The sequence below is a fragment of the Niveispirillum lacus genome (genome assembly GCF_002251795.1).
Classification (GTDB): domain Bacteria; phylum Pseudomonadota; class Alphaproteobacteria; order Azospirillales; family Azospirillaceae; genus Niveispirillum; species Niveispirillum lacus.
In genome coordinates, this window is the sequence record NZ_NOXU01000014.1 from 40,243 (window position 1) to 51,207 (window position 10,965).

General features: G+C 65.9%; 9 protein-coding genes. 5 read left to right on the forward strand and 4 right to left on the reverse strand.

The genetic code is table 11. The features are described from left to right. The first annotated feature begins 122 nt into the window (after positions 1–122). The 3 genes from CHU95_RS01220 to CHU95_RS01230 are packed head-to-tail and all read left to right on the forward strand — an operon-like array spanning position 123 to position 5,483. Complete coding sequence (locus tag CHU95_RS01220) at positions 123–875, forward strand: ImuA family protein (protein ID WP_207762333.1); 753 nt, start codon at positions 123–125, stop codon at positions 873–875. Continuing rightward, positions 790–2,313 (forward strand): Y-family DNA polymerase, encoded by a 1,524-nt coding sequence (locus tag CHU95_RS01225; protein ID WP_094452912.1) that lies wholly within the window; start codon positions 790–792, stop codon positions 2,311–2,313. The genes CHU95_RS01220 and CHU95_RS01225 overlap by 86 nt, the downstream gene beginning before the upstream one ends. Beyond that, positions 2,310–5,483 (forward strand): error-prone DNA polymerase, encoded by a 3,174-nt coding sequence (locus CHU95_RS01230; RefSeq protein ID WP_094452914.1) that lies wholly within the window; start codon positions 2,310–2,312, stop codon positions 5,481–5,483. The genes CHU95_RS01225 and CHU95_RS01230 overlap by 4 nt, the downstream gene beginning before the upstream one ends. 14 nt (positions 5,484–5,497) lie before the next feature. On the opposite strand, the gene CHU95_RS01235 is transcribed toward CHU95_RS01230, so the two are convergent. The 4 genes from CHU95_RS01235 to CHU95_RS01250 all read right to left on the reverse strand — a co-directional run bounded on the left by CHU95_RS01235 (position 5,498) and on the right by CHU95_RS01250 (position 9,207). After that, on the reverse strand, positions 5,498–5,962 hold the full coding sequence (locus tag CHU95_RS01235; protein ID WP_094452916.1) for a hypothetical protein: 465 nt from the start codon (positions 5,960–5,962) through the stop codon (positions 5,498–5,500). Between the two features lie 804 nt (positions 5,963–6,766). Beyond that, positions 6,767–7,162, reverse strand: a complete 396-nt coding sequence (locus tag CHU95_RS01240) for a hypothetical protein (protein WP_133065371.1) — start codon at positions 7,160–7,162, stop codon at positions 6,767–6,769. A 335-nt stretch (positions 7,163–7,497) separates the two neighbouring features. Continuing rightward, positions 7,498–7,989: a hypothetical protein gene (locus tag CHU95_RS01245; protein ID WP_094452920.1), complete on the reverse strand. Its 492-nt coding sequence runs from the start codon at positions 7,987–7,989 to the stop codon at positions 7,498–7,500. A gap of 438 nt (positions 7,990–8,427) precedes the next feature. Then, positions 8,428–9,207 (reverse strand): helix-turn-helix transcriptional regulator, encoded by a 780-nt coding sequence (locus CHU95_RS01250; RefSeq protein WP_094452922.1) that lies wholly within the window; start codon positions 9,205–9,207, stop codon positions 8,428–8,430. Positions 9,208–9,293: 86 nt separating this feature from the next. On the opposite strand from CHU95_RS01250, the gene CHU95_RS01255 reads away from it, so the two are divergent. After that, positions 9,294–9,926, forward strand: coding sequence for an acyl-homoserine-lactone synthase (locus tag CHU95_RS01255; protein WP_094452924.1), 633 nt, complete (start codon positions 9,294–9,296; stop codon positions 9,924–9,926). Next, positions 9,926–10,927, forward strand: coding sequence for a cytochrome P450 (locus CHU95_RS01260; RefSeq protein WP_094452926.1), 1,002 nt, complete (start codon positions 9,926–9,928; stop codon positions 10,925–10,927). Before CHU95_RS01255 ends, CHU95_RS01260 begins: the two co-directional genes overlap by 1 nt. The last annotated feature ends 38 nt before the right edge of the window (positions 10,928–10,965 follow it).

The window sequence follows — 10,965 nt, forward strand, 5'->3', positions numbered from 1 at the left end:
CTCGCCCTTCCCGTGCCAAGCCGCCAAACGACCCCATGCACCCTCTCCCTGCAAACACACCGCTTGACTCTCCCAACCTAAAAAAGAACATATAGGGAACAATCCTATTCCAGGAGCCCTCCTTGCGGAACGCGTCCGCCATAGCGTCCCTGCGCGCGCAGATCGCCCGGATCGAAGGCCAGTCGCGCCACGAAGGCGGCGTTCTGCCTTTCGGCCTGCCTGTCCTCGATGCCAAGCTGCCCGGCGGCGGTCTGGCCCTCGGCGCGCTGCACGAGGTGGCGGGTGGTGGACCCGGAACCGTTGACGGGGCGGCGGCGGCGTTGTTCAGCGCCGGCATTGCGGCCCGTACCGAGGGGCCGGTCTTCTGGATCTGCACCCAGCCGGACCTGTTCGCCCCGTCGCTGGCCCAGGCCGGCCTGCCGCCCGACCGCGTCATCTACGTGGAGGCCGGCGATGACAAGACGGTGCTGGCCTGTACCGAGGAGGCACTACGCCATGGCAGCCTGGGGGCCGTCGTGGCGGAGGTCGCGTCGCTCAACATGACCTCTTCGCGGCGGCTTCAACTGGCGGTGGAAGGCAAGCGGACTATCGGTATCGCGCTGCGCCGCTGGCGCCGGCAGGCTGATGCTGCCGACTTCGGTCAGCCGACATCCGCCGTCACCCGCTGGCGGGTCTCGACCCTGCCGTCGGCACCCCTGCCAGTGCCGGGCGTGGGACGGCATCGCTGGCTGGTCGAGCTGGTCCGGGTCCGCGCCGGGGAGAGCGCCGATTTCGAACTGGAGGCCTGCGATGAACAGGGTCGTCTCGCTCTACCTGCCGAACTGGCCGATCGACCGGCTGCGGCGGGCGGCTGGGGACGCAGCGTCGCCGGCTGATCGGCCGCTAGTCTTGGCGGGCCGCATCCGCAAACGCCGTGTCGTGACCGCTTGCTGTTCGGCAGCGCTGGAGGCCGGCCTGCGCCCCGGCATGGCGCTCGCCAAGGCCCAGGTGCTGGTGCCGGGGCTGGTGGTCGATGAAGCCGCACCGCAGGCTGACCAGGAAGGCCTTCACCGGCTGGCGCTCTGGATCCTCCAGCGTTTCTCCCCGCTGGTCGCCGCCGATCCGCCGGACGGAATCGTCATCGATACCACCGGTGCCGACCATCTGCACGGTGGCGAGGAGACCATGCTGGAGTCTCTGGTCGGTCGGCTGGCCATGTCTGGTGTCGAGGCCCGCGCCGCCGTGGCCGACAGCTGGGGTGCCGCCCATGCCTTCGCGCGGTACCTGGCCAGCCCCATCTTCGTGGCGGACCCAGGCCGGGGCCTGTCGTTGCTGTCGCCCCTGCCGCTGGAGGCCCTTCGCCTGCCGGCGGCGATGGCCGGGGACCTTCGGACGTTAGGTTTCAGGACCGCGGGCGACCTGCATCGCCAGCCGCGGGCCCCGCTGGCCCTGCGCTTCGGGCCGCAACTTGCCCGCCGGATCGACCAGGCGCTGGGGGAGGCGTCCGAACCCTTCGACCCCGTCCGGCCCGCCGACCAGGTCGAAGCCCGCCGCGCGTTCGCGGAACCGATCGCGGCGGCCGAGACCATCGCGCGCTACATCGGCAAGCTGGTTGCCGACCTGTGCTTTGCGCTGGAGGAACGCGGCCTGGGTGCCCGTCGGCTGGACCTGCTGGTCCACCGCGTCGATAGCCGCCTCCAGGCCGTGCGCGTGGGCATGGCTCTGCCGACGCGGGACGTCCGGCGCCTGACCCGGCTGCTCTGCGACAAGATCGGGACCATCGATCCCGGCTTCGGGATTGAGGCCATGGTCCTGGTGGCCGCCATCGCCGAACCGCTGGAGATGAAGCAGGCTGTCAGTTCCCTGGTCGAGGTGGCCCGGCCGGACGTGTCCGGTCTCGTCGACACGCTGGCCAACCGCATCGGCGGGCGGGCGGTCTACCGGATCGCCGCCGTCGCCAGCGACGTACCCGAAAGGTCCGTGCAGCGCATCCCTGCCATGGCACCTGACACAGGGACGGGCTGGCCCGACCATTGGCCCCGGCCGGCCCGGCTGCTGGCGCGGCCCGAGCTCATCGAGACCGTCGCGCTACTGCCCGACCACCCGCCAGCCTCCTTCACCTGGCGGGGCGTCCGCCGCCGGGTGCGACGGGCCGACGGGCCGGAGCGGGTCTTCGGGGAATGGTGGCGGCGCGACGCCGAGCTGGAGGCCGTCCGCGACTATTTCCGGGTGGAGGACGATGCCGGCGAACGCTACTGGGTCTACCGCGCTGGCAACGGCGAGGATCCGGCCACGGGCTCCCACCGCTGGTTCCTGCATGGGATCTTCGGATGAACCCGGGGCCGCGCTATGCAGAGCTTCAGGTCACCACGCAGTTCTCCTTCCTGAGGGGCGCATCGTCTGCCGAGGAGTTGTTCATTACGGCGGCCCATCTGGGCATCGAAGCCCTTGCCGTCGTCGACCGCAACTCCTTGGCCGGCATGGTCCGGGCCTGGGAGGCATCCAAATCGACCGGCGTACGCCTCGTCGTGGGGTGCCGCCTGGATCTGGCCGATGGCACCGCCCTGCTGGTCTATCCCACCGACCGGCCCGCCTATTCCCGGCTGTGCCGCCTCCTCTCGCTGGGCAAGGCCCGTGGGGGCAAAGGCAAATGCCGCCTGGACTGGGCGGATGTCGCCGCCCATGCGGAGGGGCTGCTGGCGGTCCTGGTCCCCGACCGGGCGGATGAGGAGTGCGGTCGGCGCTTGCGCCGGCTGCGGGAGACCTTCGGCGACCGGGCCTACCTGGCCCTGACGCTGCGTCGCCGCCCGAACGACCAACTGCGCCTGCATGAACTGTCGAACCTGGCCGTCCGCATGCGGGTGCCCACCGTCGTGACCAACGACGTCCTGTTCCACGATCCCAGCCGGCGCATCCTCCAGGATGTGCTGTCCTGCATCAGGCACAACAGCGTGATCGACCAGCTGGGCGCGCAGCGTGAGCGCCATGCCGACCGATACCTCAAGCCGCCGGAGGAAATGCACCGGCTGTTCGGGCGGTATCCCGATGCGCTGGCCCGAACCCTGGAGATCGTCGAGAGGTGCCGCTTCAGCCTGGGCGAACTGACCTACCAGTATCCGGAGGAACGGGACGATCCGCGGCTGACGCCGCAGCAGACGCTGGAGGCGCTGACCTGGGAGGGGGCAGGGGACCGGTATCCCGAAGGGCTGCCCGAGGAGGTGGCGGCCACCCTGCGCCATGAACTGACGCTGATCGAGAAGCTGGACTACGCCCCCTATTTCCTGACCGTGAACAGCATCGTCCGCTTCGCGCGCTCGCAGGGCATCCTCTGTCAGGGCCGGGGCTCGGCCGCCAACTCCGCCGTTTGCTACGTCCTTGGCATCACCAGCATCGATCCCGCCCGCAACGACCTGCTCTTCGAGCGGTTCGTCAGCGAGGAGCGGCGGGAACCACCGGACATCGACGTCGACTTCGAGCATGAACGCCGCGAGACCGTCATGCAGTGGGTCTTCGACACCTACGGCCGCGACCGGGCGGCGCTGTGCTCCACGGTCATCCGGTACAGAACGAAGGGTGCCTTGCGGGACGTGGGCAAAGCCCTGGGCCTGCCCGAGGACCTTGTCCGCATGCTGTCGGGCCAGGTCTGGGGCTGGTCGGAGGAGGGGCTTGATGACGAGCGCCTGAAGGGACTGGGCCTCGACCTGACCGACCGGCGACTGCGCCTGACGCTGGACCTCGCTCGGCAGCTTACGGGCTTCCCCCGGCACCTTTCGCAGCATCCCGGTGGCTTCGTGCTGACGCGGGACCGGCTGGACGATCTGGTGCCCATCGAACCGGCGGCCATGAAGGACCGGCAGGTGATCGAATGGGACAAGGACGACATCGATGCGCTGAAGTTCATGAAGGTCGACCTGCTGGCGCTCGGCATGCTGAGCTGTATGCGCAAGGGGCTGGACCTGCTGGCCGACCACAAGGGCATCCGCCTGGATTTGGCGACCATTCCGGCGGAGGACCCAAGGACCTACGCTATGATCCGTAAGGCCGATACGCTCGGCACCTTCCAGATCGAAAGCCGGGCACAGATGTCCATGCTGCCCCGCCTGAAACCGCGCACCTTTTACGACCTCGTCATCGAGGTGGCCATCGTCCGGCCCGGACCGATCCAGGGCGACATGGTCCACCCCTATCTGCGTCGGCGGGAGGGGCTGGAGCCGGTGGAATACCCGACACCGGAGCTGGAGAAGGTGCTGGGCAAGACCCTGGGCGTGCCACTCTTCCAGGAACAGGCGATGCGGGTGGCTATCGAATGCGCGGGCTTCTCCCCTGGCGAGGCGGACATGCTGCGCAAGTCCATGGCCACCTTCAAGATGACGGGCGGGGTGTCGAAGTTCCGCGATAAGCTGATCCAAGGCATGGTGGCCAACGGCTACGCCCCTGAATTCGCCGAGCAGACCTTCAGGCAGTTGGAGGGGTTTGGCAGCTACGGGTTCCCGGAAAGCCACGCAGCCAGCTTCGCGCTGATCGCCTATGCCAGCGCCTGGTTGAAATGCTGGCACCCGGACGTATTCTGCGCGGCCTTGCTGAACAGCCAGCCCATGGGCTTCTACGCCCCGGCCCAGATCGTACGGGATGCGGAGGAGCATGGCGTGGAGGTCAGACCCGTCTGCGTCAACGCTTCGCGGTGGGACTGCACCTTGGAGGAAACCGGCGACGAAAGGCGGCTGGCGGTCAGGCTCGGGATGCGGCTGGTGAAAGGGCTGGGGAACGCCCATGCCGCATCGATCGTGCTGGCCAGGGCGGACCGGAAATATATCTCGGTCGACGATCTCTGGCAGCGGGCGCGTGTGCCGCAGGCGGAACTGGTGAGGCTGGCCGAGGCGGACGCTTTCCGGCCGGGTTTGGGGCTGGCCCGACGCGAGGCGCTATGGGCGATCAAGGGGCTCAGGGATGAACCGCTGCCGCTCTTCGCGGCAGCAGCAGCCCGGGAGGGGCAGGTGGTGCCGGAGATGGTGGAGCCGGAGGTGGGCCTGAGGCCGATGGCGGCGGGCCGGGAGGTGATGGAGGATTATGTCCGGACCGGGCTATCGCTGAAGGGCCATCCGTTGGGGTTCCTAAGGGCAGAGCTGAGCCGCCGCGGGATGGTGACTTGCCGGGAGGCGATGGAGGCGGCGGACGGGAAATGGGTGGAGATCGCCGGGTTGGTGCTTGTGAGGCAGCAGCCGGGCACGGCCAGCGGGGTATTGTTCATCACGTTGGATGACGAGACCGGGGCGGCGAACCTGATCGTTTGGCGGGACCGGTTCGAGAAGTACCGGCGGGAAATCCTGGGCGCGCAGTTGATGGCGGCAAAGGGCCGGGTGCAAAGGGAAGGGGAGGTGGTCCACCTGATTGTGCAGAAGGTGAAGGATATCTCTGGGGAGCTGGGGAAGGTGCCGGAGGCTGTACGAGACCATGCAGGCCTGCCGGCGGCCGATCGCCTCCCTGAGCGCCGCAACCGTCGCTAAGTGGGGCCCGTAGTCTAAAACCCTTTGGAGCGGAAACCGATGGGTATCCCGAACTTCTCTAAACCCCCTTCGCCCAACTGGACGGCGAGTGACGTCAGCGTCCGGTCGATGCGCCCGACGACGGGCTCGGGGAGGTGGGGAGCGGCGAGGTCGCGGCACGTCGTGAGGAACCGCAGCTCCTCGAACGAGAATCCCAGCGCCCTTTCCTCCGACCGTGTCCGGAAGCGGAAGTACCTGCGCCGGCCTTCCATACCTTTCTCGATATAGGCGTCTTTGCCGACATGTCCCTCGATGATGGTGACCATGCTGTTGACCGCCTGGGGCGAACGGCCCAGATGGTCGGCAAGGTAGTACCGCCGGCCCTGCAGGGTCAGGATCTGGTAGAGCGCGAGCAGCCTGTCGCCAGGCACCGCATCGTCGTGTTTCGGCGGCATGTCGTCCAGGTGGAGGAAGTGCTGCGTTATGTAGCCCTGTGGCATTGTGGAGCGCAATCCGCAGTGGTGCAAGCTATGGTTCGGCGCGCCAAGACGGATTCCTATTACGGGATACCTCGGCCTCCTTGTTGTCCAGCACGACGTGGTCGCCGACGAAGCGCCTGAAGCCGTACAGCGCGAAGCCCGCGATAGATACCCAGCCGACGATCCTTGCCATTCCGAAGTCCTCCTTGTTCGTCGATCACGGGACGCTACCGCGCGACTCCCCCAGATTCCGGTAGGTGCCGAAGGCTTCAGTTCATTTTCCATTGGTGATGGCAACAGGGAGGCTCGTCGGTAGGATGCCGGTGGAGACCGGAAATCCCCGGAGGGGTCGAAGTTTGTCAGAATCGTGCATCTCCACTTACTGACGCATTGCGGCTGGAACGGGGTACCATCCTCCCAGTCGCAGCGGATCTATTAGGGGAACGAACTCGGGTGAGAAGCGGGCTAACGAACTCGGCCGCCGCCGACGGGTCCGCTTGGTCGCGGGGCCTCTGAGTTCCGGAGGGCCAGGCGCGTGTGCTGCAGCGGCACCAACGTGGAGAACCAGTTGGACGAGGCAGTCGACAGCGGCTGGTGGGTAATCGGCGGGGATCATGTCAGATAAGGCTTGGTCTTCGCCCTGCACGAGGCGAAGGACCCGCCGTCGTACCTGCACGCGGTCGTCGACGGGTCGCCGGTGAAGGGCGCGCTGAGCGGCCGAGACGGGACGGCGGTGCCCAGGACGGACACCGCCATTTTAAGCATCCTTTTCGTTTGCTGAACCCCGGTGTTTCCTATCGCGGAAACGACAGAGAGCCTGTTCTGTCACGAGCCGCAGGGCTCGACGTTCACCAGCTTCGGCAGCTTCATCAAGGGGATCGCGGTGTACTTCTGATGGTACGGCTTGACCTCCCTCACATCGGCGAGCTGATCCAGTACGTCGCGGAGGAAACGCTTTGTCAGCGACGGAGAGAGTGTTACCAGCCTCCAGGCCCGGAGATCCATGCAATAGGTGTCGATCAGTTTAATATGGATAGCCAGCCTAGTCTCGGTGGTAAGGTCGTGGATCATAAGGTCTTCGCGATTGATGAGGCGCGCGTCGAAGGGCGCGTCGAAGATCAGGTCGCCGATCGTGAACACCCAGTGGATATGGGGACCGTCCTTGATATAGCCGGCCTTGACGGGCGCGCGCCGAACCATCTGTTTCTCAGCGATGGTCACTTGGGGGAACCCCAAGACCAATCTATTCAACGGACGCGAAAGGAACTCGGCGAAAGCGCCGGTCGTTCCCGGCACCAAGAATGAACGGGAGTGTCCATTTGAGTAAATGGAGACACTGGAGCTGTAGAGTTCGTTGTGCATAGGCGCAACTCCGCTTCGGCGGCCTTCTGAAGGCCGCCGCTAGAAAAGAGGGGGTGGCTACCAGGGCGGGAACGCTCGAGCGCGGCTGAGCGGCGGTCGCGTAGGCAGTCCGTTTCGTGGGAAGGGATATAAGTCAGGTCAGCTGGTGTTAGCGGGCGCGGTGGTAGCGGCGCCGGCCATCCTCGTGGCTGTATTCAGCTAAGGCCCTTTAGCCGGACCCATGTCCAAGCGACGCACCGCTCGAAGTCGCCGAGCCACAAGGTCGCGTCGAAGCAATCCATCAATCCGATTTCCAACCTGACGGCGCACCAAGGCGCTTTGGGAATGACGTTGGGATCGGTAACGGATGGGATCGGGAAATGGGGATTGTTGTGGAGGATGCGCCACAAAGGGGCGCCAGATTCCGCATCGGTCGCGACGCCGAAGGTCACGACGGGCACGCGGCGTCCCCTATTGAGGGACCATACGGTCGCGATGACCGCGTTGCCCTCCACAGTCGCGGAGAGGTGGTACTTCCCGACATTGCCGGGAATCTTGGGCATCTTGCCCGACGCCGCATCCCGGATCAGCTTCGACAGGATGGGGAAGGCATCAGCATCAACTTCATCGCGGGATGAAGTCCGCGAATTACCGGTGGTAATGGTGATGTGTTCAAGCGTCTTCGCGCCGTTGAGCGTAGCATTCATCTTTCGTCTCACCGCTTTTGTTCAAGGAAAATGCAAGGGCGGTGCTGTCTGATATGCTGATAAAGCGGATGATCATTTCGATTATTTCCAGATGGTTGTTTCACGTCGTCGTAGTCGACTATTCATTTAAGCATCCCGATTGCAGCCCAACGATGACATGATTTGGGCAAAATCGGGGCACCTCCATAGAGTTAATCCTATTGCGCCGTATTTTGTGCTGGGAACGGCTCCAACGCCGGAAGACTAGGCGGTCTGACGGCGGCTACCGCTCCTGTGGCGGAGTTGGATCGCCCGGAGAACAACCCTTCCCCTGTAGGCATCATGGCGCGGGAGCGCCATTCCCCTGCGCCAGCGGCGGCGGAAGAGAGGAGGCGAAAGGTGAAGGGAGGTGGGGATGGGCTGCCGGTATGCCTCCGCGCACACGGATAAGCCGGCGCGCTACACGTCGATCAGCTTCAGCTGGACGGCCCGGACGGCTGCGGCCGTTCTGTTGCTGGCGCCGAGCTTCGACATAGTAGCCTTCACATGGGTCTCCACGGTCTCGGCCGAGATGTCCAGGATGGCTGCGACGACCCTCGTCGTCTTGCCGCGGGCGACCCAAGAAAGCACGTCGCGCTCGCGGTCGGTCAGCCGGGCCCCGACCAGCGGCATGCCATCCCCGTCCAACGACCTGAAGCCCTGCGACGGGTCCGGCCAGACGAAGTCGACCGCCCGCTCCTGCCAGTAGAACATGAAGACATGCAGCTCGTGTCGGTGCTGCGCCATCATCGCTGCGAACTCAGGTCGTGGCTCCGCCCAGAATAGGGCTGTCAGTGCTGACCGGGCCCGGCCAAGGCCGTCCACCGTGTGGAAGGGCAGGACGTACCCTTCCCGGTATCCATGGTCGTGCGCCGCCTCCATCGCCAGGATGGCCAGCGGCTTGGGGCCCGGACGGCGCTCCGGCAGGGCGACGTCGCCCCAAACGAACGGCAGCCGCCGGCGCCGTGCTGTCGAGACCATGGGATCGGCCTCCACGAAGCCATTGTCCTCGTAGCAGCGTTGCCAAGCCTCGGGACAGGTCCCGTGGAAGAAAGGCCGCGCTGCGTCCGGCCGACCTGTGTCGAGATGGTTGAAGCTCTGGAAGCCGAACCTCGCGATGACGCGCTGGAGCAGGTCCGTCAGCTCTGCGAGCGATTGAGCTCGTTGTACTTCGCTGATAAGGAAATCGAGGTCGAGCATGCTCTAATCCTCCCCAAAAACCGGGATACACCGTCCAGGCGGCAATATCCGATCATCCATCGTCTTCAGACTATGGGCGGGCGGCAATGCGCGCAATAATTGATGTGGGTCGTCAGATATCGACTGGATGCCGGTCCGAGGCATTCACCGCAGGAACGCACACCGACCTGGCCTGGAAGACCCAGCAGCTCCGACGGCGCATCTTCGTCGAAGGCCTGGGCTGGACGCTTTCCGTCGACCGGTCGGGACGGGAGCGGGACCAGTTCGACCGCAAGGATACGATCTACGGGGCCGTCGTTGAAGATGGCAACCCAGTAGGCTGCTGGCGAATGCTTCCGACGGTGCGGCCCTACCTGCTCCAGGACGTCTTTCCCCACTTGGCCGCAGGCCGGCAGCTGCCGCGGGATATCGAGACGTGGGAGATATCGCGTTTCGGGGTGGATCCGTTCCACCAGAAGCCTGACATGGTCTCAAGGGAATTGCTGGGCTTGATGATGCGCTTCGCAGCCGCCAACGGCGTAGCGACCATCGTTGCCGTCACCGACGAGGCTTTCCACAAGCTGCTCGGCCGCGCCGGCCTGAAACTGTTCACATACCCCGGCGTGGACCGGTCGCAGGAGGGCACCCGCGGCGCGATCGTCGCCGGAGGGCTTCACCTGGCCGAACAGACCCACCCCCGATACCGAAAGTTCGCCCAACTCTCGCAGGAAGCCGCCTGATGATCCGACACCCATTCTCCGACGTCCGCCCGTTCATCGCCGACCCCCTCGGTTTTGTTCTCGGCAGGGGGCTGGCGGCAGCCGCACCGCTGGAGCGGCTCAGGCTCGGCCTCGCGCCGGTCTACCTGCTGACCGACCCGGCCTATGCCCGGGAGGTGCTTACCGCACCGGAGGCCCGCTTCGCGAAGGGCCGGCACGTCGCAAAGCTCAAATCCGTTGTAGGTGAGGGCGTGTTGACGGCAACGGGCGAGCTTGCCCGCAGGCGCCGGTACTTGGCACACCAGGGGCTGCGCGCCGAGGTCCTGGCCCTGCGGTGCGAGGCCCTGCAGGCCGTGGCCGCGGCGACTGCGTGCAGGATGGCGGCAGTGGAGGGGCCCGTCGCGATCGGCCCCGCCATGGCGGCGCTGGCCCTGCGCATGATCGCGGTCGTCCTGTTCGGCGAAGAGGCGCTGGACGCGGAGGACGAGGACCGGCTCATCGCGGCAGTCACGCTGATCGAGGACGACGTGGCGGTCGGGTTCTGGCGGGCATACACGCCGCCTTGGACGGCTGCGAGGGAAGCAGCACGGCTTAAGTTCGCGCTGTCGGAGCTCGACGCCGTCGTCGCGAAGGCACGGAGATCGTCCCACCCCGGCAGCATCGTGTCCGTGCTCGTGGAGGCAGGCCTTTCCGACAGCGAGGTCCGCGATGAGCTGCTGACCTTGCTGCTGACGGGGCATGAGACGACGGGTTCGGTAGCGGCTTGGTTGCTACACGAACTGGCGCGCAGACCTCAGGTGTGCCGTGCCATCGCTGCCGAAGTTGCTGCCGCAGCCACGGCAGGTGGAGTGGTGCCGTATGACGCCTGGCGCCGAATGGACGTTACGACACGGGCCGTCAACGAGACGCTGCGGCTCTACCCCGGTGCTTGGTGGTTCTCGCGTGAGGCGACCGCCGACACTGAGCTTGCAGGTTTCCATTTGAGAAAAGGCTCGACGGTCCTGGTCGCGCCGTACCTATGAGCTGGCCCCGTAAAACTGGACAAGTCGTTAAGCTCGGG

Coding starts and splice junctions, on each gene's coding strand:
- CHU95_RS01245 (WP_094452920.1), bottom strand. CDS start 7,989: ATGAATGCTACGCTCAACGGCGCGAAGACGCTTGAACACATCACCATT.
- CHU95_RS01250 (WP_094452922.1), bottom strand. CDS start 9,207: ATGCTCGACCTCGATTTCCTTATCAGCGAAGTACAACGAGCTCAATCG.
- CHU95_RS01235 (WP_094452916.1), bottom strand. CDS start 5,962: ATGCCACAGGGCTACATAACGCAGCACTTCCTCCACCTGGACGACATG.
- CHU95_RS01230 (WP_094452914.1), top strand. CDS start 2,310: ATGAACCCGGGGCCGCGCTATGCAGAGCTTCAGGTCACCACGCAGTTC.
- CHU95_RS01255 (WP_094452924.1), top strand. CDS start 9,294: ATGCGCGCAATAATTGATGTGGGTCGTCAGATATCGACTGGATGCCGG.
- CHU95_RS01260 (WP_094452926.1), top strand. CDS start 9,926: ATGATCCGACACCCATTCTCCGACGTCCGCCCGTTCATCGCCGACCCC.
- CHU95_RS01225 (WP_094452912.1), top strand. CDS start 790: ATGAACAGGGTCGTCTCGCTCTACCTGCCGAACTGGCCGATCGACCGG.